Origin of the sequence: Sphingomonas brevis (assembly GCF_023516505.1) — a bacterium.
GTDB classification, from domain to species: domain Bacteria; phylum Pseudomonadota; class Alphaproteobacteria; order Sphingomonadales; family Sphingomonadaceae; genus Sphingomicrobium; species Sphingomicrobium breve.
In genome coordinates this window covers 1,957,410-1,980,427 of record NZ_JAMGBB010000001.1, presented here as the reverse complement: position 1 = coordinate 1,980,427, position 23,018 = coordinate 1,957,410, and the positions used below count along the sequence as shown (strand labels likewise).

Genomic DNA, 23,018 nt, shown 5'->3' with positions numbered 1-23,018 from the left:
GCCGAAGCCATGAGCATTGAACAGCGCCTCGCCGAACTCGGCATCACCCTTCCCGAACCGGCTGCTCCGGTCGCTTCCTATGTGCCCGCGGTCGAGGCCAATGGCCTGCTGCATATCAGCGGCCAGATCAGCTTTGCCGAGGATGGCAGCCTGATCAAAGGCCGGCTGGGCGAAGACGTTGACCTGGATGCGGGCCAGGCGGCCGCGCGGCGTTGCGGCATCATGCTGCTGGCCCAGATGAAGGCCGCGCTTGGCTCGCTCGACCGGGTCGGGCGGATCGTCAAACTCGGCGTGTTCGTCAATTCGCATGGCGATTTCACCGACCAGCCGAAGGTCGCCAACGGTGCCTCGGAGCTAATGCAGGAGGTGTTCGGCGAGGCCGGGCGCCATGCCCGTTCGGCGGTCGGCGTGCCGGTTCTGCCTCTCGGCGTCGCGGTCGAGGTGGATGCGGTCGTCGCCGTCAAACAATAGGGGGTCAAAAACCGACCCGTTAGATCCGGGGCCGCCGGGGTTCGCGCATCGCGGGCTCCACGGTCCGGGCGTTCCCGAGAACAGCCTGGCTGCGTTCCGCGCCGCGATCGACGCGGGGGCGGGAATTGAGTGCGACGTGCGCTTGTCGAGCGACGGCAAGGTCGTGATCTTCCACGACCACGATCTGAAGCGGCTTTGCGCGTCTGCCCTTTCTGTCGAGGCGACCCCTGGAGCATTGCTGACGGGTCAGCGCCTGCTCGGCACTAACGAGCATATTCCTTCGCTGTACCAATTGCTGGATGTGGTGCGTGGCAAGTCGCCGTTGCTGATTGAGTTGAAATGCCGTGGAGGCAACGCCGCGAAACTCGCTGAGGAAGTAGCCACCGACCTCGCGGTTTACGACGGCCCGGTCGGAGTGATGAGTTTCGAGCCTGCCGTCGGCAAATGGCTTGAATGCCACGCGCCACATATCCGCCGCGGTCTGGTCATTTCGCGCAAAGCATCGGCGTTCAATCGTTGGCGCTGCATCCGTGCCAGCTCGGCGCAATTCCTGGCGGTCGATTGCGGTGTGATCACTCGACCGTGGGTTGCCAGGCAACGTCGATCGAAATGGGTTTACAGCTGGACCATTCGCACCCCGGCCGATCGTCAGACAGCTGAAATTCACGCCGATGCGCTTATCTGGGAAGGCGATGGCCGACCGCGAAGCTGAAATCGTTGCCCGGATTGCGGCTGGGGTCGCCGGCCTCGCTGCCGATCGATGGAACGGCCTGGCCGGATCGGACGACCCATTTTCCGGCCACGCCTTTCTCGCCCTGCTCGAGGAATCGGGCAGCGTCGGCGAGGGCAGCGGCTGGACGCCGCTCCCGGTTATGGTCGAACGCGAAGGGCGCGTGACCGCCGCCGCACCGGCCTATCTCAAGTCCCACAGCCAGGGCGAATATGTGTTCGATCATGGCTGGGCCGATGCGTGGGAGCGCGCCGGCGGCAATTATTATCCCAAGTTGCAGGTGGCGATTCCGTTTACGCCCTGCGTCGGCCCCCGCCTACTTGGCGGCGACAAGAATGCGCTGCTCGCCGCGCTGGAAACGGTGACGGTCCAGAACAGCCTGTCGTCGGCCCACATCACCTTCCTGACGGCAGAAGAATCGAAGGCCGCCGAAACGCGCGGCTGGCTGCGCCGCGACGGGCTGCAGTTCCACTGGTTCAACCGCGGCTATGCCGGCTTCGATGATTTCCTCGCCGTCCTTTCGAGCCGCAAGCGCAAGGCCATCCGCAAGGAACGCGCGGCAGCGGTCGAGGGCCTCGAGATCGTGACGCTGCGGGGTGGCGAGATCGAACGGACACATTGGGATGCGATGTGGAGTTTCTACCAGCACACCGGCGCCCGCAAATGGGGCCGGCCTTACCTGACCCGGGCGTTTTTCGACGAGGTCGGCGCCGCGATGGGCAATTCGGCGCTAATGTTCCTTGCGCTTGGCGAAGGCCGGCCAATCGCCGGGGCGCTCAATTTCATCGGCCGGGATACCTTGTATGGCCGCTATTGGGGCGCGGCCGAGGATCGGCCCTTCCTGCACTTCGAGCTAAGCTACTACCGCGCCATCGATTGGGTGATCGAACATGGCTTGAAGACGATCCAGGCCGGTGCGCAAGGCGAGCATAAGCTCGCTCGCGGCTATGAGCCGGTGGTGACGCCATCGGTCCATTTCCTGCCGGACCCAGGTTTTCACCGCGCGGTCGAGGATTTCCTGGTCCGCGAGCGGGAAGCTGTCCGACTGGAATTTGAATGGGCGAGGGCCGCGCTGCCCTATCGCTCCGACTCTTCATCATAGATCGCGACCTGCCGGCCTTCGGGTCCGGCGATTCCGCGGTACATGCCCGGCGTGGTGAAGCCCCAGGCGGCATCGCCCGCCGGTGACACAGCGATCAGCCCGCCATTGCCGCCCAGCGCCTTGACCTCGGCCAGCACGCCGTCGAGTGCCTCCCGGATGCCGGCACCGCCCAGGCGGACCCGAGCGCATAGCTCATGCGCGGCCGCGGCGCGGATAAACACTTCGCCAAGTCCTGTTGCGCTGACCGCCGCGGCCCGGTCGTCGGCATAGGTGCCGGCGCCGATCAGCGGCGAATCGCCGATCCGACCCCAGCGCTTGGCGGTCAGCCCGCCGGTAGAAGTTGCCGCCGCGACATGGCCTGCCCGGTCGACCGCAACCGCGCCGACGGTCCCATATTTGATGTCGGCATCGAATGCCTGGCTGCCGCTGGCCAAAAGCTCGTCCAGCTGCCGCCGCCGCTCGGGCGTCACGAACCAGCGGTTGGGCACCTGCTCCAGCCCGGCCTCGCAGGCAAAATCGTCGGCGCCGTCATAGCTCATCAAAACATGCGGGCTTTGCTCCATCACTGCGCGCGCTGCGCTGATCGGAGCCCGGGTCGACTTGAGTCCCGCCACGGCTCCGCATCGTCGGTCGCGGCCGTCCATGATCGCCGCGTCCAGCTCGACATGGCCGTCATAGGCCAGGACGCTGCCCCGGCCGGCATTGAAGCAGGCGTCTTCCTCAAGCACCCTGGCCGCCGCCTCGACCGCGTCCAGCGCGCTGCCGCCCGCGCCGAGAATCGCTGATCCGGCAGCGAGGGCGGCGTCGAGACCGGCACGGCCCAGCTCGTCCAGCTCGTCTGACAGGCCGCCGCGCTTCATCGATCCCGATCCGCCGTGGATCACCAGTTTCCAGCTCATCGTTCGGCCCTAGCGCGCTCTGTCGTTCAATTCCAGTTGACGGAAATCGAAGACGATATAAATATGATATCAATTAAAGGGAGGGTTTCATGACCGAGTCGAATGTCATTGCCTTGACCAGCAGCCGCGAGCGAACCGCCTCGACGGCTAGCGGTTATCTGATGCTGTTCATCTTGCTTCTGTCGATCATCGTGCAGATCTGGGGGATCGCCCAGCTGGCCAACGAGCAGGACGGCCTGCTGGCGATCGTCGCGGTTATCGCCGCGCCGATCGTCCTGGTGTTCGTCGCCTGCGGTTTCTACATGCTGCAGCCCAACCAGGCCGCGGCGATTACCCTGTTCGGCGACTATCAAGGGACCGACCGCGCGACCGGGCTTCGCTGGGTGCTGCCCTGGCTAATGCGCAAGAAGGTCTCGGTACGCGCGACCAATTTCATTTCCGACAAGATTAAGGTCAACGACCTGCGCGGCAACCCGATCGAAATGGCGGCGCAGATCGTCTGGCGCGTGGTCGATACGGCGCAGGCTCTGTTCGACGTCGACGATTATAAGGAATTCATTCGGGTCCAGGTCGAGGCGGCGATCCGCAAGATCGGCGCTCGCTATCCTTATGACGATTTCGATCACCAGGACGTGACCCTGCGGGGCCATTTGGACGAGGTCGCGGTCGAACTCCGCAAGGAGCTGATCGAACGCCTCTCGATCGCCGGGATCACGGTCGACGAATGCGGCTTCACCCATCTTGCCTATGCCCAGGAAATTGCCGGGGCGATGCTCCGCCGTCAGCAGGCGCAGGCGGTGGTCGCCGCTCGCCGGACCTTAGTCGACGGCGCGGTCGGAATGGTCGAAATGGCCTTGGCCTCCTTGTCGGAGAAGAAGGTCGTCGAGCTCGACGACGAGCGTCGCGCGGCGATGGTCTCGAACCTGATGGTCGTATTGTGCGGCGAGCGCGACACCCAGCCCGTCGTCAACACCGGCACCCTTTATCAATAGGCCGGTGCGTTGGCTGAGGAGCGCAAGGCCTACCCGCTGCGGGTCGATCCCGCCCTTTGGGCGGCGGTGGAACGCGCGGCGGCGGCGGACCTCCGCTCGGTCAACGCCCAGGTCGAGTGCCTGATCAGGGAAGCGCTGAAAGCCCGCGGCGTGAAATTGGACGCGCCTCAACCGGTCAAGCGCGGCCGGCCATCGAAGGACAAGAAGGATGGATGACCCGCCGGAATGGTTTTCAGCCAAGCGCTATGGCTATGGCACCGCCTTGCCAATCAGCTGGCAGGGCTGGCTGGTCACGGCGGCCTATTTCATTGTCGTACTTGGCACGGCCTATTTTCTTGCCCGGCGGCCAATGATTCTGTTGTCGATCATCGCTCCCGCCACGATCCTCTACCTGGTCATCGCCTCCAGGACGACCAAGGGCGGGATGCGCTGGCGCTGGGGCGGCGATCCCGACTAGCGCTTCTGCCCCGGCGCCCTGGCCTCGGGGCCGAGCGCATCGTCGATCAGCCGGGCCAGACGGATCCCGCCTTCGACGACATCCTGCCGGACCTCCGGAATCAGCGCCCGGACCTTGGCCTCGTCCATCACCGGCCGTTCGACCGGTCCTGCGCCGCACGGATCTCCGACCAGCGTCTGGTAAGCGAGGTCCCTGGCTTTGGCCCACATCTCCCGGCTCCAATCCTCGACGCTGCCGCCGGCGATCCGCTCGCGATCCGCCGCTGAAACCTGGGCGAGCAGTTCCGCCGGCCCGCCCGGCGGGGTCGAAATGGCGCGCTCGGCCAGCCAGCCGTCCCAGATGCTGTGGAGATTGGTTCGGCCGGCGATGATGCCATAGGTCGCGGCGACCTTGTTGCCGCCAAGGTCGGCATGATCGCCGGCATGCATCGGCTGGTGCAGGTCGCCGACGAAATGCGTCAGGAATGCCAGTGCCATCAGCCGTTCGCGTACCGGCACCTGCCTGTCCGCCAGCAGCCGCGCGTTGCGCTCGATCTGCGCCGATACGCAATTGCCGTCCTTGCACGCCGACTTCAGGTCGAATGGCTTGCACACGTCGACGTTCTGGTAATGCCAGCTGTAAGCGTAGGCGAAGCGGTCGCCCAGCGGCTTGATGCAATCGGCCCAGACGCTGGCCTGTTCCAGCGTCGCCACCGGGCAGCCGGGCGTTTCCAGCAGCCTGCCCTGCCGAAGCAGCGCAGCGACCCTGGCGCGGCTGTCGGGACGCATCTGCAGCCAGGCGATCCGCGCGACGCTTTCATGGCCATATTCCCAATAGGCCTGGGCCGGCGCGGCAAAGGCGAACAGGGCAAGCAGGCCGCCGAGCGCGGCAATAATCTGATTCGGCATTACTTGCCCTTAGCCGAAAATCCGCGACATCTTAGTAGGGCAGCCCTTTCTGGCGATCGGACCGCCCTAAGATCCTCACTTCTTCGCGAAGAACATTCGATTGACGACGAAGCCGACGAGGAACCCGACCAGCAGTGCGACGCCGGCAATCGAAGCAATTTCCGTGGTGGTGTAGGCGTAGCCGGACGGCGGCGGCGTCGTCGTCCCGCCATTGCGAATGATCGGATCGAGGATCGGCGCGTAATTGTCGGCCTGCAACCGGTACGACAGATCGCCGGCCTGGCTGTTGGTGTCGAGCACGACGAGCGTCTTGCCACCGTCGAAGATGGCCCAGTCGGCGATCTGGGGATCCATTCCGCTCGCGGTAGGGGAAGTGCTTCCCTTTTGAATCCACATCGGAAGGGTCGCGTTGAACGTTGCGGTTGAGCTGACATTGTTATCGGTGATCTTGAATATGACGAGGTGCGGTCCTGAATTCGCCGGAAGATCGACCTTGGGATAGTTGCTCGGCCCGGTGCCGACGTTGGTGCCATGTTTGACCTTCCAGCCGGATGACCCGTTGCTGGGAATCAGCTCTACTTGTTTTCCGTTATTCGCCATCTCATTGCCTCCCCTGTCGTTGATTGTCTCCCACTTACACGTCGCCGCCTATCAGGGTCGTACCCCCGCCATTGCGGATGATCGGATCGCAGTCCGCCTTTGACCCATCATTGGCGACGAAGTTCAGCTGATACCGCAACTCGCGTTCGCGGCCGTTGTTGGCGTTGCGCGCCGACAGCCGTCCGCCCTTGCAGTCGACTACGGTCAGCTGGTCGGAATTGAGTCCCTGCGGCGGTGGACAGGGACAGTCCTCGCCCACCCAGATCGGGTCCTGTTCGTCGAACCTCAGGCCCTTGCCGGTATGGTCCTGCAGCATGAAGTCGAGCACATGCTCGCCGCTGTCCTTGTCCAGCTTCATCTGGGCATGCTTGGCCTTCACTCCATCGATCTCGAAATCGATGCCGCCGGCATCGTCCAGCGTGGCCCTAACCTTTACATTTTTGGATGGCATATTTCCCTCATTGTTGGCGATCGTGCCTGAGACTTGGGTGGCGATATCCGATGCTTGCCAGCCGGCCTGCCAGCTCATTCGATTCATCACGCCGGCCAAGGCGGGCCAGCAGGATCGCGCGGCTCGCCATTTCGCGCGGCTGTTCTTCGATATTGCGGGGCCAGGCGGCCAGCGCCCGCTCATAAGCTCCTCGCGCGGCTTCCCGGTTTCCACCCGATGCGAGTGCGTCTCCCAAATTCCGTTCCGCCGATGCAATCCTGAGGCCGCGCTCGACCGGATTTGGGATTGTGCGGGCCAGCGCCAGCGCCTGTTGGGCAAGGCCGGTCGCATCGGCGCTTTGGCCGCTCAGCAGCGCGCTTCGCGACTTGAGGTCCAGGCACCTTAGCTGCATGTCCGTCCGCCATCGCGCGACACTTCGGTCCATGGCGACCAGTTGCGACGTGGTGGCGCAAGCGGATTCGATCACCGGCTGCGCTTCGGCAATCCGGTTCGAAGCCAGTTCGATATCGGCACGATCGAAGTTGGCATTGGCACCAGCCTGCAACCATTCGGTATTGGCCGGCTCGGTCTTGGTCAGCCAATCCACCACCGCCGACGCCTGCCGGGACTGGTCGAGCGCTCCCGCCAGATCTCCCCGTTGGGCAAGCAGGCGCGCCAAGGCTCTTCGAGCGGTCAACTCGATCCGCTTGATTGTCGTGTTGCCTTCGTCGCTTCGCCACTGCTGGGCAAGGAGGCCCAGCTGGCGTCGCCGATGCGCAAGCGCCTCATCCAGTTGGCCGGAGAATTCGCGCTCGTCGGCCAGCCATGCGAGCGTATCGACCAACTGCGTCTGATAGTCGCGATTGTCAGGATGCTTCGCTACCAGGGCTTCAACCGGCTCAAGCGAGGCCTGGAACGCGGCGGCCGCTGCCCGATATTTGCGCTGGTCGGCCAACACGGTGCCGAGGTTGGTATCGGCATAGATTCGTTCCAATTGATAGCGTGGCTCATTGGGCGCCAGCGCGATCATCCGGTCGGCCAGCCGCCGATATTCCTGAAACGCGGTTGCAGCCTTGTCGAGGCTCCCGCGCTGATAGTCGACATAGCCGGTCCAGAAGACATTCTGGGCGTGGTCGAACAGATTTTGAGGCTTGTCCGGATCGCGCCGCACGGCCTCGCCAGTGCTCGCCATCGCCTCGCGATACAGTCGCAACGCACGATCGAGGTCGCCTCTTGTGAACGCCATTTCGCCCATCAGGGTCAGCGCGCGCGAACGCTGCGCCAGCGATTCGTCGGACAGGTCGGACTTATCCTGTTTCTCGTAATAGGCGAGCGCCCGCCCCCCGACCGAATCCAGCACATCGAGCCTGCCCAGCGGCTCAAGTTTTTCCCGCAGGTCGCCGAGCATGAAGCCGATCAGCCCTTCCGCCTCGCGGCGTTGGTCGCGCGCTTCGTCGCGGGCCTCGATCGCCGTATAAGCCAGGCCGCTGGCGAACAGCATGCCCGCGACCGACGCGGCGGTGATCGCATACAGCCGGCGGTGCCTGCGCTGCGCCTCTCGCTGGACCAGCTCGTCGAGGCCAACGCCCATCATTCCCGCCGCCAGCTTGAGGAGGCCCATGCGCCGCCCGTCACCTTCCTCGCGAAGGTCGGCGGCGATCGGTTCGGCCGGCTGGCTGGTCGGGCGGCCAAGCCGGTCGAAATGGGTCCGCAGCGCGGGCGGGAAGCACTCCTCATCCTCGCGGCCGGGGATGTTGCTGGCGAACGGTTCGCCCTCGATGATCGCCGCCAATACCCGGTCGTCGCGGTGCAGCCGCTTGAAGCAGGCAATTTCCTTGTCGATCCACCGCGATTTGGCGGCGGCGGGCGAGCAGAGCACGATCAGGAAGCGCGAACCGCCCAGAGCGGCCTCAATTTCTTCTCCCAGGTCGCTGGCAGCCGCCAGTTCGTGCCGGTCGCGGAAGATCGGGGCGAGCCGGCGGGGAACCGGCCCCTGTTCGGTTAGCTTGCCCACCAGTCGCTGGGGAACGCGGAATTCCTCCAGCTCCTCGTGGAGCCAGGTCGCGGTGTCGCTGTCCTTATGGCTGTAACTGAGGAACGCCATGTAGCGCAGATGAGCCGACGGCCGTCTAACGCGGGACGCCGCCCCGCGGATAGTACGCGCCAGTTGGGCAAGCTCAGCCATCGGCCACCCCGCTGTTTACCCCGAAGTCCCCATAACATGGCCGATAGGTGACGGCGAATCGCCCTTTTCCTTGGCCCGACTGACGCTCGCGCCTATATGGCCGCAATGTCCTCGATCCGCCCGTGGCGCGATATCGCGCGCCGCCAGTCCCGCCAGATCATGGTCGGCAATGTCGCCGTCGGTGGCGATGCGCCGGTCACCGTTCAGACCATGACCAATACCCCGACTTCCGACGCCAAGGCGACGATCGAACAAATCCGCCGCTGCGAGGAGGCCGGGGCCGACATCATCCGCGTGTCATGTCCGGACGTGGAATCGACCGCGGCGCTGAAGGAAATCGTCCGCGCGGCAAGCGTTCCGATCGTCGCCGACATCCATTTCCACTACAAGCGCGCTCTGGAAGCGGCCGATGCCGGGGCGGCTTGTCTTCGGATCAATCCGGGCAACATCGGCTCGGAAGAACGGGTGAGGGAAGTAATCAACGCCGCCAAGGCCAATGGCTGCGCGATCCGTATCGGGGTCAATGCCGGCAGCCTCGAAAAGGATTTGCTCGAAAAATATGGCGAGCCCTGCCCGGAGGCGCTGGTCGAAAGCGCGCTCGACCATATCAAGATCCTCGAAGACCATGACTTCCACCAATATAAGGTGGCGGTGAAGGCTTCGGACGTGTTCCTTGCCGTCGCCGCCTACCAGCAGCTGTCCGACCAGGTCGATTGCCCGCTCCACCTCGGCATCACCGAGGCCGGCGGCCTCCTTGGGGGAACCGTCAAGTCGGCAATCGGCATCGGTTCGCTGCTCTGGGCCGGGATCGGCGATACCATCCGCGTTTCACTGTCCGCCGAGCCGGAAGAGGAAGTGCGCGTCGGCTATGAAATCTTGAAATCGCTTGGCATCCGTAATCGCGGCGTCCGGGTCGTGTCCTGCCCCAGTTGCGCGCGACAGGGCTTCGATGTGATTCGCACGGTCGAAAAGCTCGAGGAGCGGCTGCAGCATATCAAGACGCCGATGTCGCTCTCCGTCCTCGGCTGCGTCGTCAACGGACCGGGCGAGGCCCGTGAGACCGACATCGGCATTACCGGCGGCGGGCAGGGCAAGCATATGGTCTATCTGTCGGGGGTCACCGACCACCATGTCCAGGACGCCGACATGATCGAACATATCGTCAAGCTGGTCGAGCAGAAGGCAGCGGAAATCGAGCGCGAAAGTCAGGCCGCTTCGGAGGCAGCCGAGTGAAGAACGTGGTCCGCTCCTCCGCCACCGGCGCTTCGGCGACCGGGGTTTCCGCGACCGGATCGAACTTCCTTGGCTCGGCAGCGCTCGGCGCGGTTGCAATGGGCGCCTTTGCCCTTGGTGCGCTGGCGATCGGCCGACTGTGGATCGGCCGGGCCCATATCCGCAAGCTCAGGATCGATGAGCTTGAGGTAGGCAAGATCACGCTTCGCGACGGCGCCGATTAGCCATTCAAACCCTCTTTACCTTCCTCGCCTAAGCTCGGCCCCATGGTTCGGCTGGCGATCCTCATCATCTTCGCGGCGACCCTGGTCGGCGCGCTGATGCCGTCGATGGAGACGGTGGCTACGGCACCAGGCGGCGGCGAGCGCGTCATCCAGGTCGACGATCTCGAGGAGAAGGGCACGTTCGCGCCTTCGCCGGATCCCGGTTCGGGGACGGTGACGCTCGAGCGCTCGTTCGACGGTCATTTCTACGCCGACGCGCAGGTCAACGGCGCGACCGTCCATTTCCTGATCGACACCGGTGCCACCGGGATAGCGCTCAACGTCGACGACGCGCGCCGCGCCGGACTGGCCTTCGATCCCACCCATCCGGAAGTCGTCGGTTCCGGAGCGTCAGGGGCCGTGCTCGGTCATTTGGTTCGCTTGAACCGCGTCCAGCTCGGCCTGAAAACAGTCAGCGACACGCCGGCCATAATATTGGAAGGCGGCGACCGCTCATTGTTGGGGCAGACTTTCCTTGCCCAGTTCGGCTCGGTCGAGATCCACGGCAATATGATGGTGCTCCGTTAGGGACAGGACCCGGGGGTGGATTGAGCGGTCGCATCGGCTAAAGGCCAAGCCGATGAGCGCACCGCAAAGCCACCTCCCTGCCTATGCCGCCGCGGTCCTCGGAATCGCGCTTTTCTCGATCATGGACATGGTGATGAAGGGGCTCGCGCTGGCGATCGGCACATTCCCGACCCTGCTGTGGCGCTCGCTGATCGGCATCGCGATGGCCTCCATTCCGTTCCTGATTGCCCGCAATCCCTGGCCGCGCGGGGTCGCCCTGCGCCTCCACCTGCTGCGCGGCACGATGATGGTGCCGATGGCGATCCTGTTCTTCTGGGGGCTGGCGCGGGTGCCGATGGCCCAGGCGGTGGCGCTGACGTTTATCGCCCCGCTGATCGCGCTGGTGCTGGCGGCGGCGATCCTCAAGGAACCGATCGGCAAGCGAACCGTCGGCGGTTCGCTCGCGGCCTTCGCCGGCGTCGTCGTGATCTTCGCTGGACAGGCCCAGGCCGACCTCGGCCCACCGGCGCTACTCGGCAGCTTCGCAATCCTGGCTTCGGCCGTCATCTACGCTTTCAACATCATCGTCATGCGCCGCCAGGCACAGCATGCCGGCCCGGTCGAAATCGCATTCTTCCAGAACCTCGTGATCGGCGGGACATTGCTGCTGTGGGCGGCGGTCAGCGAATGGCCTCCGCTTCCGAGCGGTCACTGGGGCGAACTGGTTCTGGCGGCCAGCCTCGCGATCGGCTCTTTGATGCTGCTTGGCTGGGGCTATGCGCGAGCCGGCGCCGCCTATCTGTCCACCACCGAATATACGTCGTTCCTGTGGGCGATGCTGCTCGGCTGGCTGCGCTTCGGCGAAAGCGTCTCGCTATTCACGATGGCGGGTGCCTCGCTGATCGTCGCCGGCTGCCTCATGGCTGCACGCACCCGCAAGGTTGAGCATCCGGCGCTTGAGGCCACGGCCTAGCGCGACGCGAGCACGCTGACCGCCAGTGCCAGGACGACGATATTGTAGACGAACGCCGCGATGCATTGCCCGATCACGATTCGGCGAATGCCCGGCGAAGTGATGGCGACGTCGGACGTCTGCAGCGCGATGCCCAGCGTGAAGCTGAAATAGACGAAGTCGCTGTAGTCGGGCTCGGCCCTTTCACCCGGAAAAATCAGTCCGGCCAAATCCTTTCCGCCGTCATCGCGGCTGTAGAACAGATGTGCATAGTGCAGCGCATAGACCGTGTTGGCGAACAGCCAGGCCAGGATCAGCGTAAGGATGATCATCAGCTTTTCGATCGGAGCCGGATGATGCGGTCCGATCAGCTCCCCCGCGACGGTCACCAGGATGACCATCGACAGGACGACCGTCACGATCAGCAGGATCACGCGATTGGCGTCGTTCTCCAGCGCTGCCTTGCGCATGTCCTGGGCATGGCGGCGGAACAGGGGCAAGCAGCCGAGAAGAAACAGCAAGGCCGCGAAATCAAACGAGACCATCATCGCTTGCGGCCGAGTGAGCATCGTCATCGACGCCGCATAGCCGGCCGCCAGTATCGCAAGGAACAGCAGGAAGCGGGGCGGGCCAATCCGGTTGCCGATGTTCATTTCGCGCGCCATGAGCGGGAAGGTGACGGCATTCGCTGGCCTCGTCCAGCGCCAATGGGAGGGCCGACGATGGCGTGGTTCTGGCTTATCCTGGGTGGCCTGTTCGAGGTCGGCTTCACCACCTCGCTGCGGTTCGTGGAAGGATTCCGGAACGTCCCCTGGACGATGGCCTTCCTGGTTTCCGTCGCGATCAGCATGGGCCTGCTGGAACTGGCATCGCGCAACATTCCAATGGGCACGGCCTATGCGGTGTGGGGCGGCATCGGCGCGGTCGGCACGGTGATCGTCGGCATGGCCTTCTTCGACGAGCCGGCGACCACGCTCAGGCTGCTTCTGATCCTCGGCATCGTCGGCTGCATCGCCGCTCTGAAACTCACCGCATAACCGCGCATCGTTGGCGCGACTCGAACCATGGCGGCGACCGGCGTTAATTTTCTATAGTCAGTCGCAGCATTAACCAAAGTTAATGGTTTTGAGCCAATTTGGTAAACGATTCGCATCTGAAATTATTTGCGCCGACTCGGAACTTGGCGGCTTTCCTAACGTTTTCGCACCTTTCGTAGCGAATCGAGCACATTTTATCGGTTAACTTTCAAGCGCTTCCGTTAACCGCTTCCGTTAACGTCCCAATGGAGTCATCTTATCCGATGGTTGGGTGGGAGAATGAAAGGTGATGATCAGAGCGATTGGAGTTGCCGTCGCCGGCGCCTGTATGGCGGCCGCGGCGCCCGCCATGGCGATGAGCGCCGAAGCCGCCGCCACCCCATCCAAGTCCGAATTTTACCGTCCGCTGATCCTTGATCGGTCGGCCGCATCGACCAACCAGTCCAACCAGGCCCTGATCCTGGCCAGGCCGGCCAGCCCCAATGCGTTCGGCACCGTCGCGCTCAACGCCGGCGTGACTTTCTACGACGCTCGATTCCGTCGGGTGGCTGCGGCCGATGCGAAGGACCCGATGGTGCTACGGCTGGCGGCGGGGGCCGCCAACCTTGATCCGATTGGCAAGCTTCGCATGGTTCAGCAGGAAATCAGCGAGGCTGTCCACTGGCAGCATGATCTCGACAATATGGGCGTGGCCGACTTCTGGGCGAATGCCGGCGAAACGCTTCGCCGCGGCACCGGCGATGCCGAGGATATCGCCATCGCCAAGATGCAGGTGCTGAAGGCCGCGGGATTTGATCCAAAGGATCTCTATATCAGCATCGGACGTCACTCGACCCGCGGCGCCCATATCCTGCTCCTCGCGCGCACCGCCAACGGCTTCTTCTCACTCGACGATCGCGAAGGTTTACAGCCGGCCGCGCAGAACAGCCGCTTCACGCCGATGATGACGATCGGCCAGGGGATGAGCTGGATCCACGGCCGCCGGGTAGGCGGCAACCCGCGCCTGGCCAGCGCCAGCAGCGCGAAAGCCAACGCCAAATAGAGCCGCCTGCGCTATGCGCGCGGGCGTGACTGACGATCCCTTCAATCTCGATCGCTTCGTCGCGGCGCAGGCCGGCGGCGTTTACGAGCAGGCGCTCAGCGAGCTGCGCGATGGACGCAAGCGCAGCCACTGGATGTGGTTCATCTTTCCCCAGCACCGCGACCTCGGGCGCAGCGAGACCGCGAAATATTATGGGCTCAGCGGGGTCGAGGAGGCGCATGCCTATGCCGCCCACCCGATCCTCGGCATCCGGATACGCGAATGCGCGGCGGCCATATTGAGCCAGCTGGCGACAGTCGGCGCGGACGCGATCCTCGGCCCGGTCGACGCGCTAAAACTGAAATCCTCGATGCAGATCTTCGCCGAGGCGGTCCCCGGCGAAGCAGTTTTCGGGCAGGTGCTTCAAGCAGCTAGTACCGCTTGAAACATGGGCGCACCGCCTCGTCCGGCCGATCGCCGGACGGAAGCAATTCGAAGCCGGCGCCGTGGCTTCGCGCCCGGATCGCAGTCGCGGCGCGGATGGGGACGGCCGCGGCGCTGCGCACGGCATCGAAGATGGTCAGGCTGATCACGAATGACTCCAGGGGATGTGCCGGCGCCCTAGGCGGGGCTCCGCCTGGTCCGCACCCACGGTTCGACTGGCGCTTGGCTGAGGTCGACGATTCGACAAACGGCGGACGCTCGCGAAGAGCCGCGCAGCCCGACTATTGCCCGGCCTTTTCCAATTCCTTCCGGACGACCTGCTCCATCTCGCCCCGCCGGTAGCTGGCATAATAATCGTTCGACGTGGCGTAGAGCGACTTCAGGTAACCAAAGTCCCAGTGAGTGAGGGTCACGGGCAGCGGCTCATCATCACCCTTGTCGAGGATCGTCAGGATCGTCGGCGCACCCGACCCGGCGGCGCGTTCGGGGTCGGTGTCGGCGAATGCCCGCATGGCCGCGAAATCCGCAACCTGGGTAATCGTCAGGCCGGTCAGCGCGGAGCGCTCCACGACCACCATCGAGGCGACGAACTGGGGCATCGTCCCCGCGCGAACCCGCGATCCCGAGCTCATTCCTTCGTTGATCGTAAAGCCGTTCAGCGGAGTCTTCTTCAATATCGTTCCGTCGGCGCTCAGCAGATTCTTGATCTGCCACGCCACCGACGGGGTCCTGGCCATGGCCAGCTTGCGCACTTCCTTGCTGGACAGGTCCCGGAAATAGGTTGGGAAACCTTCGTAGAGCGCCTCGATCGTGTCCTTCTTCCCGACGGTTGCGATCAGGAAAACATTGGGCGCGCAGCCCGCTTCGCCGGTGCGAATTCCGGCGGCGGCCGCAACCTGCTTCATCCGCTCGGCAATCCGCCGGTTCTGCTCGGCCGGAAGGCCCATTACCGCCGGGCATACCGGCGAATGGAATTTCCCGATCTGGCCAAGGTTGGCCACATCGTCGAGCGCCTTGACGAACTGGTGCACTCGCTCCCGCTGTTGCCTCACACCTTCGACGACGATGTCGTCGGCCGGTTGGGGAGGGGGCGGAGCGGCGGCATCCGGGGCCGCGGCGAGCATGGACGAAAGCAAAATGAAGCTGAACATCGGGAGCCTCCGCGCGCCGTCTTGCGCCCGTTCGATAACCCTGTCGAGCCAAACTCGGCGAGTTTTCGACTAATGAAGGAAGCAGCTTGCGGGCACGTTCGATGATCGAACGCGTGCTTTTCGAGCAATTTGAAAAAGGCTTTAAATCAAAACCTTAGGCTCGTTGACCAGGTGGGTCGGTTCATCGGCGGAAGGTCTCGGCTCGTCGGAAACAGGGACCCCGAGGGCGCTGACGCGGGTTGGATTTGGCATGACCCAACATCCCGAACATGCTCGCATGGCCATGACTGCGATTGCCGCGGTCTTCGCCTTGTCATCAACTCCGCTGCTCGCCCAGGAGGCGACATCACCGCTGCCGGTAAGCGATCCGGCGCCGACCTCGACTCCGCCGGCTGCCGATCCTCTCGCTGCCGAGCCGGCCCCGGCCGAGCCGACCGCGACGGAAACGACCGCTGCCCCGGCCATGCCGAAGGCGGCAACGGCCGCCAAGCGTACCACGAGGACGGCGACGCGCACCGTAACGCGCACTGCGACGCGTAGCGCGCCTGCCGCGCCCCCAGCCGAACCCGCGGCGCCCGCTGCCGCGCCAGCTCCGGCGGACGCGCTGGTCGCAGTTCCAGTCGCGCCGGGTCCGATGCCGGTCGCCCAGCCTGAGGCCGTTCCGGCGGACGAATCCCAGTCGGGCTTCGCCGAGCTTGATCCGGATGCCGCGCTGCCGATTGCCGGCGCCGGCGCGCTCGGATTGATTTTGCTGGGCGGCGCGGCCGCTGTCCGCCGCCGCAAACGCCGCAAGCAGGAGCAGGCCGACGAGGCCGCGAAATGGACCTTCATCCAAAGCCATGCCGAGGAAGATCAGCCGCAACAGGTCGAGAAACCGGCGTTTGCGTGGGCCGAAACGCCACGGCATGATCCGGTCCCGGGCAAGACGCCGATCGCCGGCGCCCCAACGACCAGGCTGCCGGAAGGCTTCGATCTGTCGCGCTTCGGACCGCACGTCCAGGCCGCCTATCGCGGGCCGACCACGGACAATCCGTCGCTGTCGCTGCGGCATCGCCTGCGCCGGGCCAGCTTCCTCGACCAGCAGGAGCGCCGCGCAATGGAGACGGCCCCGGCCAAGCCGCGGGACATTCCGGCCAAGGGCAATTGGGAATCGCGCTCCGATGCCGATTTCATGTTCCGCCGGGTAGCCAGGCCCGCCGGCACGGCCATGCAGAACTAACCGCGCTTAACTTCAACCTCGGCCGCCGCTCCGTGAAGGGGCGGCGGTCTTTTCGTCAGCCGTCCGCCTCCGGCTCGACATAAACCAGCGCCCGTCGGCCGGATTCCAGCGGCAACTCGGCCCGGCCATAGTCGCTGCCTTCATAGCGGTCGGTTTCGGCCAGTTCCTCGGCGGTCAGCAGATAGACGACACCCGGCACCCGATCGGCCGGATCGCCGGTATGACGGACGACCATGTGGGTCTTGGCGCCGCTGATCCGCACGGCGTTTGGATCGCGATCGGCCAGGCGGATCAGCCGATGGCCCAGCAAGGCGTCAGGCGATCCGTCGAGCTCGCGCCCATAATTGGCCAGCTGGACTTCGCGCAGCTGCAGCGTTCCGTAGGAGAAGAGGGCGACATCAGCCGGCCGGGTCATTGAGGCTGCTCCGTTCGCGCTTGGGCAGGTCGGGGTGCAATGGCTCCCAGGCGATCCTCTCGCCGACCCAAATCTCGACATCCGGCGGAAAGCGGCCCGGATCGTCGAGTGTGCCGGTGGTCACGTCCATGTGATTGGGCCGCTCGGACCGCTGGTAGCCGACGGTGCTTCCGCAATCCGGACAGTACCGCCAGTGGATTCCCGGTGAGCTAATATGGTCGGCGGGCTCGGCCGCCAGCCATTCGAAATCGGCTGCATCGAACACCGCCCAGGCGACATTGGTGCCACCGCTTGCCCGGCGGCAGTCGCCGCAATGGCACAGCGTCGCCGCGACCGGCTCGCCCGTCACCCGGTACCGGACCGCGCCGCACAGGCAGCCACCCTCCGCGCTCACGCCTGGACGTCCGCCGGGTAGAGCGGGCTCGCGGCGAACTCGCCGACCACCGTGTTCCACTCACGCACATGCCAGCGGGCGACCAGGCCATTGGCGACATAGGGATCGCCGCTGGCAAATTCTTCTGCAACGCTGCGATCGTCGCCAACGAACAGCAGGACCGCTCCATCGACCGGGTCGGTGTAAGGACCTCCGGCCAGCAACTCGCCGCGGTCGGCGGCTTCCCAGGCATAGGTCAGATGTTCGGCGCGAAATTCGGGCCGGCGCTCCAGATAATCCGGCCCGGCTTCGTAGAAGAGCAGGAAATGCTTCACCATGTGCCGTCTCTCTTTCGTTTGCCCGATTGTTCCTCGATCCGCCGCAGTGTTGCCGCGGATATATTGGCGGGCAGCGCGTCGAGCGGGAAATATCGCGCTTCCTCCACCTCGAAATTGTCCGCGCGATGATCCCCGCCTGCCCGTCCCGAAAACAGGTGGATCGTGTCGCGCTTGCCTTCGGCGTTTGAGAAGTAGGTCGATATGGCGGTCAGCTCGCCGACGTCGCAGCCAAGCTCCTCGCCTATTTCCCGGCGGGCCGCGCTGGCAGGCTGTTCGAACGGCCTGATACCGCCGCCCGGGAGCACGAACAGGTCGCTTCGGCCATAGCTGTTGCGGATCAGCAGGACCTCGCCGGCCTGGTTGAACACCAACACCTTGACCCCTCGCGTGTGCGGCCGGAACAGCTTCCACAGCCACTTTTGCACGCGATAGGCGAAATCGAGCGCCCACTTCATTGCTTGAATATAGGCGTGCCGCGCGCGCTGCGAACCCCGGATTCCCGGCGCCCGCCAAAAGGCCAGCTTATTCCCGCTTAGCTGGCCATTTCGCTATCGGCGGCGACTTGCGGCGCGGGTCCGCCATCGCCTGGCCCGCTAGACAGTCACCACCGGTTTGGGCACCTCGGCGTCGGCCCTCGCGAGCAGCCGAGCATCGATCCACCCGGCGATGTCGTCAAACACCTGATCGCGGCCAAAATCGTTCAGCAGGTCGTGATAATAGCCGTCATAGAGCTTCAGCGTTTTGTCGGCCGATCCTGCCTCGTCGAAGAATTGCCGGCTTCCGTCGGGCCGGGTCGCCTTGTCGGCGGTGCCGTGTAGAATCAGCACCGGCAAGGTGATCCGCGAAAATTCGCGCACGAACCTTTCGCCGGCGCGGGCCAGCGCGGCGACGGTCGCCACCGGCTGCACTTCGTCCTTGGTCAGCGGGTCGGCATTGAGCTCGGCGACCCACTCGGGATCGCGCGAGAAATCTTCCATCTTCAGCTTCAGCACATGGAAATGGGGCGCGACATGGCTCGCTCCCTCCAGCACCTTCAGTGCGATGTCGGGCGCATAGACGCGGAAGGCGAAGCTCTCGCAAATCAGGCCATCCAGCCGGTCCTGATAATCGAGCGCATAGCTAACCGAAGTCACTCCGCCGGCGCTGTGGCCGAGCAGGTACAGCGGCAGGCCGGGATGTCTCGACCGGGCGAATTCGATCGCCTGGGACAGGTCCGAAACATAATCGTCGACCGAATCGGCGTAGAATCGCTCGCCGTCCGACCGTCCGCGACCGCGCAGGTCGAGCGCGGTGACGCAATAGCCGCGCGCCGCAAATTCCTGGCCCGCGCGAATATATTGGCCGCCGTGGGAATTGACCCCGTGGCAGATCACCAGATTGGCTCGCGCTTCACCCGACGGTTCCCAGTGGCGACAGAATATCCGGCCTCCTGTGCCGTCAAGCCAATGTTCGGACGCGGCGCTGGCAGCGGTCGGGGTCATAGGGTCACCTTACCTTCCGGATGAGTCGCAATGCCGACGTTACGCGGATTCAATGGCTGGCAATAGCCCGACGATAGATGCAGGCGCGCAACGGTTTTGGGACAGCTTAATCGCGGACCGTTGCAGCTTAGCCTGTTTGGTGACAAATTGGTTGCATGAGCCACCGTCCGCCTGGCGGCGGTGGCGCTTGGGGAGGGGATCGCGTTGCAGCCGGTTCGGCTCGTTCTATTGGTGCTCACCGGCTCGCGCGAAGGCGAGAATGATTTCCTTGAATTTCCGTCGCTCGAGGAGGCCATTGCCTATGGTCGAGAACTTTACGGCGAAGCGCGGTTTCAGATTGACGGGATTGAGGATGCGAGCGGCAGGCAGCTGATCGCCTACGATCATTTGCATGAATTATGCGGCACTTCGCCGGCGTTTCCGGAACGGCGTTACGGCTGAGGGGCTGCCTCACCCTTTCGCCTGATCACTCCAAAGACAATGACCAGCAGCCCGGCGCCGACCATCGTCGCCGCCAGCAAAAACGCTGACCCGGGGAAGCCTCGCTCCGCGCCCAGCGCCAGTGCCTGGGTCATCGCCAGCGGTCCGATGATCGCGCCGACGCTCGCGACTGATGCCATTCCGCCTTGCAGCGCCCCCTGGTTGGAGGCGTCGGTCATCCGTGACAGCAAGGCGTTGGTCGACGGATAGACCAGGCCCTGCAGTGCGCTGAAGAATATGATCGGATAGATCCAGCCCTCGGACAAAAAGGCATAGAGCGTGAAGCTGACTCCGCCGACCAGCATGCCGGTGACGATGCTCCGCTCCTCTCCGAAGCGGGCCACCACCCGTCCGGTGATGAGAGCCTGGGCGATCGCCATCGACAGGCCCGCCGCCGCCAGCGACCAGCCGATCTGGGCCGCGGACCAGTCGAACCTCAGCTCCGCCCAGAAGGCCCACGTAGACGGATAGACCTGATGGGCGATCTGCCACAGCAACGACGCGAGGATCAGCGGTACCGCCTTCGACTCTTTCAGCAGAGGCGCAAACGTACCGAACGCATTAGCCCTCTTCCATTCGAACTGGCGCCGGTCCTCGGGGCGCAGCGTCTCGGGCAGGCTGACCAGGATCCACAGGAAATTGAACCCGGCCAGCGCCGCCGCGGCGATGAACGGAGCCCGCGTCCCGAACCCGGCAAGCAGTCCGCCCAGCGCCGGGCCAAGGATGAAGCCGCCGCCGAACGCCGCGCCCATCAGGCCGAACACCCGCGCCCGGTCCTTGCCTGGCGTAACGTCGGCCAGGACGGCGTTGGCCGGGCCGTAGGTCGCCCCTGCGATACCGGCTACCACTCGCCCGGCGAACAGCCAGCCGATCGTCGGGGCGGCGGCCATCAACGCATAGTCGATGGCAAAGGCGGCGACGCAGATCAGCAGCACCGGGCGACGGCCGAAGCGGTCGCCGAGATTGCCGATGATCGGTCCGGCGAGGAAATGGGTCACGGCGAAGACCAGCAGCATATAGCCGGCAATCCGCGTCGCTTCGGCCATCGACACGTGCGTCAGGTGAACCACCAGCCCGGGCAATACGGGCAGCACGATGCCGAAGCTCATCGCGTCGAGCAGCAATACCAGCAGGACGATCGGCACGGCGCGGGGTTGGCGGGACATGGCGCAAAGACTTCATGATTGCGCGCCGGCGATCAAGGCGCACCAAAAGCTGCTTAGTTCCCGGAAAGTTAGCCTTTCTTAAGAACCACGGCGCAGACTGCACGCCAATAAAACGCGGAGGAAGTTATGGGAGCGCCCGTGTCGGGCATGGAAGCGGCTGAGCAGCCGACGGCCGAGGCGATGCTGACGTCGCTGCGGACGATCCGCGACAGCGAGCGGCCGAAGCATGTCGCCGTGCTCGATTATTGGCTGTCGATCCGCGGTGACAAGGAATTCCCGCCGCTGCACGAGCTCGACCCTCTGCAAATCTCAGATGCCGCGCCCCATTCGCTGCTGCTCGAGCTGATCGGGGGCGGCCAGGATGCCGAAATTCGCCATCTTGGCGACGCCCTTGCCAATGACGTCACCGTCCAGCGCATCATCGACGCTTCCAGCCCCTCGCTCCTCGCCAGCATCGCCCGCAAGCTGCCCATCGTCGCCATTTCACGCGATTTCCTTGCCTTCGAAGACAATTTCACCGCCGCCGATGGGCCGACCCGCTGCTGGGTCACCCTGCTGCCGCTGTCGAGCTGCGGCTCCTGGGTTGATTATGTCTACGCCTTCGTCACCATCGAAAAGGCGACCGGCAAGGCTGCCCTGCCCGCCGAGACCGCCGAACCGGTCGAAGACGCGGTCGAAGCAGAGGCCGAAGCCGTCGCCGAGCTTCCCGCCGAGGAGCCGGAGACCGAAGAAATTGTCGAAGAGCCGGTAGTCGAGGAAGCCCTTGCCTCGCTTCCCGCCGAAGATCTCACCGTCGAAGAGCCGGCGGCGGAGGACGTCGAAGCCGTCGCCGAGACACCGGTCGAAGAGCCGGCGGCCGATGCCGAAGAGGTTATCGAGCCCGAGCCCGAGCCCGAGCCCGAGCCCGAAGTCGCCGAACTGGTCGAACCGGAGCCCGAGCCCGAAGTCGCCGAACTGGTCGAACCGGAGCCTGAGCCTGAGCTGGAAGAGGCGCCGCCGGCCAAGGGGCCCGGCTTCTCCAAGCTGTTCGAGAATTTCGCCACGCTGACCGGTTTCTACAATCAGGGCATCAAGATCGACGAGCCGGCCATCAACGTCGAACCGCCGGCCGAGGAGCTTGCGCCGCTCGAGCTCGGCGCCGTCGAACCCGAGCCTGAGCCTGAGCCTGAGCCTGGGCCAACGGTCGAACCTGAGGTCGCCGAACAACCGGATCCGCTAGTCGACCTGCCCGCCGAGGAACCGCTCGAACAGTCGTCTCCCGCCCCGGTCATGGAGGGTAATTTGCAGAACAAGCTTACCGAAGTCCGCGCCAAGGCGGACGAAGCCCGCGAAGCCCAGCTCCGCGCCACGACGGCGCTGCACGAGGGTCTCAGCGCCGCCTATGATTTCGCGATCGACGCGGAAACCGCGCCGGAAGAATATCTCCGCCTGGTCGAGGCGCAGGGGCTGAAGATCCAGCTGCGCGCGCCAATGGCCCCGGTCGCCAAGCTGGCGTTCGACGGTGTCTGCGATGCGGCCACCATCCGCCAGTTCGAGGCCGTCCTCGCCTGGGCGCTGAAGGTCGAGCTGCCGCGCGGTGCCCTGCTCGAGCGGATCCAGACCGCGGGCGGAGTTCCCGAGCTGCTCGACGAATTTTCGAAAGCGGCCTAATTCCTGCGCCGAAGCGGGGCGCCTAGCCCTTCTTCGGGCTGGTCAGCTTCAGGCCCTCAACTACCGCATTCTCGGCGCATTGGCGGCTGATGTCGGCCAGGATGGCGATGTCGTCGTCGCCCGCCTGCCGCGCCAGCCAGTGCGTCCGGCTGGCGATCGAGCGCAGCTCCTTGATCTCGCCTTCGGGAAGCTGGCGGTGCTGGGCGACCAGCCGGTCGAACACCGCGTCGTTAAGCGGCGTTTCGAACTCCAGGCCGATGAATTCCTCGCAATGCCAGGCGACGCGCCCGCGCAGGCCCTCTAGCCCGGGCAGACTCAGCCACACCATATGGTCGTCGGCGACCACGGTCGAACAGGCGATGCGGCAGCCATGCGGTGAAATGTCGATCACCCGCGCGGGCACCTTGCGATTGCCGTCGCGCATCGTGGCATTGAGGTGCAGCGCCGTCCGCGCCGATCGCCGGCGCTCCGGTTGCTGGAATGGTACGGTTACAGTCATTCCGAGTCTCCCGACTGCGGATTCTGCTCCCGCGCA

31 protein-coding genes are annotated in these 23,018 nt (G+C 64.7%); 16 read left to right on the top strand and 15 right to left on the bottom strand.

What is annotated here, in order from left to right:
• Window positions 1-9: 9 nt before the first annotated feature.
• From LZ518_RS10250 to LZ518_RS10240, 3 genes are read left to right on the top strand one after another with little or no spacing between them, the layout of a single operon-like run.
• Complete coding sequence (locus LZ518_RS10250) at window positions 10-471, top strand: RidA family protein (RefSeq protein WP_249915894.1); 462 nt, start codon at window positions 10-12, stop codon at window positions 469-471.
• Window positions 389-1,183, top strand: a complete 795-nt coding sequence (locus LZ518_RS10245) for a glycerophosphodiester phosphodiesterase family protein (RefSeq protein ID WP_348538680.1) — start codon at window positions 389-391, stop codon at window positions 1,181-1,183. Before LZ518_RS10250 ends, LZ518_RS10245 begins: the two co-directional genes overlap by 83 nt.
• The gene (locus LZ518_RS10240) at window positions 1,164-2,303 is read left to right on the top strand and encodes a GNAT family N-acetyltransferase (protein WP_249915892.1); all 1,140 of its coding nucleotides are present in this window, start codon (window positions 1,164-1,166) and stop codon (window positions 2,301-2,303) included. Before LZ518_RS10245 ends, LZ518_RS10240 begins: the two co-directional genes overlap by 20 nt.
• Here the strand turns inward: LZ518_RS10240 and LZ518_RS10235 are convergent.
• Entirely contained in the window at window positions 2,279-3,202 is a 924-nt protein-coding gene (locus tag LZ518_RS10235; RefSeq protein ID WP_249915891.1) for an isoaspartyl peptidase/L-asparaginase family protein, read from the bottom strand. The genes LZ518_RS10240 and LZ518_RS10235 overlap by 25 nt on opposite strands.
• Window positions 3,203-3,291: 89 nt before the next feature.
• On the opposite strand from LZ518_RS10235, the gene LZ518_RS10230 reads away from it, so the two are divergent.
• From LZ518_RS10230 to LZ518_RS10220, 3 genes are read left to right on the top strand one after another with little or no spacing between them, the layout of a single operon-like run.
• Complete coding sequence (locus LZ518_RS10230) at window positions 3,292-4,194, top strand: SPFH domain-containing protein (RefSeq protein ID WP_249915890.1); 903 nt, start codon at window positions 3,292-3,294, stop codon at window positions 4,192-4,194.
• 9 nt (window positions 4,195-4,203) lie between these two features.
• Complete coding sequence (locus tag LZ518_RS10225) at window positions 4,204-4,410, top strand: type II toxin-antitoxin system antitoxin (protein WP_249915889.1); 207 nt, start codon at window positions 4,204-4,206, stop codon at window positions 4,408-4,410.
• Window positions 4,403-4,651, top strand: a complete 249-nt coding sequence (locus tag LZ518_RS10220; protein WP_249915888.1) for a hypothetical protein — start codon at window positions 4,403-4,405, stop codon at window positions 4,649-4,651. Before LZ518_RS10225 ends, LZ518_RS10220 begins: the two co-directional genes overlap by 8 nt.
• On the opposite strand, the gene LZ518_RS10215 is transcribed toward LZ518_RS10220, so the two are convergent.
• The 4 genes from LZ518_RS10215 to LZ518_RS10200 all read right to left on the bottom strand — a co-directional run bounded on the left by LZ518_RS10215 (window position 4,648) and on the right by LZ518_RS10200 (window position 8,753).
• Window positions 4,648-5,538, bottom strand: coding sequence for a S1/P1 nuclease (locus LZ518_RS10215; RefSeq protein WP_249915887.1), 891 nt, complete (start codon window positions 5,536-5,538; stop codon window positions 4,648-4,650). The two genes, LZ518_RS10220 and LZ518_RS10215, sit on opposite strands and share 4 nt — an antisense overlap.
• Before the next feature lie 75 nt (window positions 5,539-5,613).
• On the bottom strand, window positions 5,614-6,138 hold the full coding sequence (locus LZ518_RS10210; protein WP_249915886.1) for a hypothetical protein: 525 nt from the start codon (window positions 6,136-6,138) through the stop codon (window positions 5,614-5,616).
• A 34-nt stretch (window positions 6,139-6,172) separates the two neighbouring features.
• Window positions 6,173-6,589: a hypothetical protein gene (locus LZ518_RS10205; RefSeq protein ID WP_249915885.1), complete on the bottom strand. Its 417-nt coding sequence runs from the start codon at window positions 6,587-6,589 to the stop codon at window positions 6,173-6,175.
• 7 nt (window positions 6,590-6,596) lie between these two features.
• Window positions 6,597-8,753: a toll/interleukin-1 receptor domain-containing protein gene (locus LZ518_RS10200; RefSeq protein ID WP_249915884.1), complete on the bottom strand. Its 2,157-nt coding sequence runs from the start codon at window positions 8,751-8,753 to the stop codon at window positions 6,597-6,599.
• Window positions 8,754-8,858: 105 nt separating this feature from the next.
• On the opposite strand from LZ518_RS10200, the gene ispG reads away from it, so the two are divergent.
• The 4 genes from ispG to LZ518_RS10180 are packed head-to-tail and all read left to right on the top strand — an operon-like array spanning window position 8,859 to window position 11,729.
• On the top strand, window positions 8,859-9,986 hold the full coding sequence (gene ispG, locus LZ518_RS10195; protein WP_249915883.1) for a flavodoxin-dependent (E)-4-hydroxy-3-methylbut-2-enyl-diphosphate synthase: 1,128 nt from the start codon (window positions 8,859-8,861) through the stop codon (window positions 9,984-9,986).
• Entirely contained in the window at window positions 9,983-10,210 is a 228-nt protein-coding gene (locus LZ518_RS10190; protein ID WP_249915882.1) for a hypothetical protein, read from the top strand. Before ispG ends, LZ518_RS10190 begins: the two co-directional genes overlap by 4 nt.
• 42 nt (window positions 10,211-10,252) lie before the next feature.
• Window positions 10,253-10,777 (top strand): retropepsin-like aspartic protease family protein, encoded by a 525-nt coding sequence (locus LZ518_RS10185; protein WP_249915881.1) that lies wholly within the window; start codon window positions 10,253-10,255, stop codon window positions 10,775-10,777.
• 52 nt (window positions 10,778-10,829) lie between these two features.
• A complete protein-coding gene (locus LZ518_RS10180; RefSeq protein WP_249915880.1) occupies window positions 10,830-11,729 on the top strand; it encodes a DMT family transporter in 900 nt (299 codons plus the stop codon).
• Here LZ518_RS10180 and LZ518_RS10175 read toward each other — a convergent pair.
• Entirely contained in the window at window positions 11,726-12,373 is a 648-nt protein-coding gene (locus LZ518_RS10175) for a DUF1345 domain-containing protein (RefSeq protein ID WP_249915879.1), read from the bottom strand. The two genes, LZ518_RS10180 and LZ518_RS10175, sit on opposite strands and share 4 nt — an antisense overlap.
• A 57-nt stretch (window positions 12,374-12,430) precedes the next feature.
• On the opposite strand from LZ518_RS10175, the gene LZ518_RS10170 reads away from it, so the two are divergent.
• The 3 genes from LZ518_RS10170 (at window position 12,431) to LZ518_RS10160 (ending at window position 14,211) form a co-directional block, all read left to right on the top strand.
• Complete coding sequence (locus LZ518_RS10170) at window positions 12,431-12,745, top strand: DMT family transporter (protein ID WP_249915878.1); 315 nt, start codon at window positions 12,431-12,433, stop codon at window positions 12,743-12,745.
• A gap of 289 nt (window positions 12,746-13,034) precedes the next feature.
• Entirely contained in the window at window positions 13,035-13,787 is a 753-nt protein-coding gene (locus LZ518_RS10165; protein WP_249915877.1) for a transglutaminase-like cysteine peptidase, read from the top strand.
• A 25-nt stretch (window positions 13,788-13,812) separates the two neighbouring features.
• Window positions 13,813-14,211 (top strand): DUF1810 domain-containing protein, encoded by a 399-nt coding sequence (locus LZ518_RS10160; protein ID WP_249915876.1) that lies wholly within the window; start codon window positions 13,813-13,815, stop codon window positions 14,209-14,211.
• Here the strand turns inward: LZ518_RS10160 and LZ518_RS10155 are convergent.
• Both LZ518_RS10155 and LZ518_RS10150 read right to left on the bottom strand, forming a co-directional pair.
• Window positions 14,198-14,359, bottom strand: coding sequence for a hypothetical protein (locus LZ518_RS10155; RefSeq protein WP_249915875.1), 162 nt, complete (start codon window positions 14,357-14,359; stop codon window positions 14,198-14,200). The genes LZ518_RS10160 and LZ518_RS10155 overlap by 14 nt on opposite strands.
• Window positions 14,360-14,491: 132 nt before the next feature.
• Window positions 14,492-15,361 (bottom strand): hypothetical protein, encoded by an 870-nt coding sequence (locus LZ518_RS10150; protein WP_249915874.1) that lies wholly within the window; start codon window positions 15,359-15,361, stop codon window positions 14,492-14,494.
• Window positions 15,362-15,638: 277 nt separating this feature from the next.
• On the opposite strand from LZ518_RS10150, the gene LZ518_RS10145 reads away from it, so the two are divergent.
• Window positions 15,639-16,580 carry a hypothetical protein gene (locus LZ518_RS10145; RefSeq protein ID WP_249915873.1) on the top strand — a complete coding sequence of 314 codons (942 nt, stop codon included), beginning with the start codon at window positions 15,639-15,641 and terminating at the stop codon, window positions 16,578-16,580.
• Between the two features lie 55 nt (window positions 16,581-16,635).
• Here LZ518_RS10145 and LZ518_RS10140 read toward each other — a convergent pair whose 3' ends face one another.
• The 5 genes from LZ518_RS10140 to LZ518_RS10120 form a co-directional block, all read right to left on the bottom strand.
• Window positions 16,636-16,995 carry a gamma-glutamylcyclotransferase family protein gene (locus LZ518_RS10140; protein WP_249915872.1) on the bottom strand — a complete coding sequence of 120 codons (360 nt, stop codon included), beginning with the start codon at window positions 16,993-16,995 and terminating at the stop codon, window positions 16,636-16,638.
• Window positions 16,979-17,389 (bottom strand): GFA family protein, encoded by a 411-nt coding sequence (locus tag LZ518_RS10135; protein WP_249915871.1) that lies wholly within the window; start codon window positions 17,387-17,389, stop codon window positions 16,979-16,981. The genes LZ518_RS10140 and LZ518_RS10135 overlap by 17 nt, the downstream gene beginning before the upstream one ends.
• Complete coding sequence (locus LZ518_RS10130) at window positions 17,386-17,706, bottom strand: YciI-like protein (RefSeq protein ID WP_249915870.1); 321 nt, start codon at window positions 17,704-17,706, stop codon at window positions 17,386-17,388. Before LZ518_RS10130 ends, LZ518_RS10135 begins: the two co-directional genes overlap by 4 nt.
• Window positions 17,700-18,161 carry an NUDIX domain-containing protein gene (locus LZ518_RS10125; RefSeq protein WP_249915869.1) on the bottom strand — a complete coding sequence of 154 codons (462 nt, stop codon included), beginning with the start codon at window positions 18,159-18,161 and terminating at the stop codon, window positions 17,700-17,702. Before LZ518_RS10125 ends, LZ518_RS10130 begins: the two co-directional genes overlap by 7 nt.
• A gap of 138 nt (window positions 18,162-18,299) precedes the next feature.
• Entirely contained in the window at window positions 18,300-19,187 is an 888-nt protein-coding gene (locus LZ518_RS10120) for an alpha/beta hydrolase (protein WP_249915868.1), read from the bottom strand.
• A gap of 180 nt (window positions 19,188-19,367) precedes the next feature.
• Here LZ518_RS10120 and LZ518_RS10115 point away from each other — a divergent pair, with 180 nt between their 5' ends.
• Complete coding sequence (locus tag LZ518_RS10115; RefSeq protein WP_249915867.1) at window positions 19,368-19,628, top strand: hypothetical protein; 261 nt, start codon at window positions 19,368-19,370, stop codon at window positions 19,626-19,628.
• Here LZ518_RS10115 and LZ518_RS10110 read toward each other — a convergent pair.
• Window positions 19,619-20,833 (bottom strand): TCR/Tet family MFS transporter, encoded by a 1,215-nt coding sequence (locus LZ518_RS10110; protein ID WP_249915866.1) that lies wholly within the window; start codon window positions 20,831-20,833, stop codon window positions 19,619-19,621. The genes LZ518_RS10115 and LZ518_RS10110 overlap by 10 nt on opposite strands.
• A gap of 126 nt (window positions 20,834-20,959) precedes the next feature.
• Between LZ518_RS10110 and LZ518_RS10105 the strand changes: the two genes are divergently transcribed.
• Window positions 20,960-22,483: a PAS domain-containing protein gene (locus tag LZ518_RS10105; protein ID WP_249915865.1), complete on the top strand. Its 1,524-nt coding sequence runs from the start codon at window positions 20,960-20,962 to the stop codon at window positions 22,481-22,483.
• A 22-nt stretch (window positions 22,484-22,505) separates the two neighbouring features.
• Here LZ518_RS10105 and LZ518_RS10100 read toward each other — a convergent pair whose 3' ends face one another.
• Window positions 22,506-22,982 (bottom strand): PilZ domain-containing protein, encoded by a 477-nt coding sequence (locus LZ518_RS10100; RefSeq protein ID WP_249915864.1) that lies wholly within the window; start codon window positions 22,980-22,982, stop codon window positions 22,506-22,508.
• Between the last annotated feature and the right edge of the window lie 36 nt (window positions 22,983-23,018).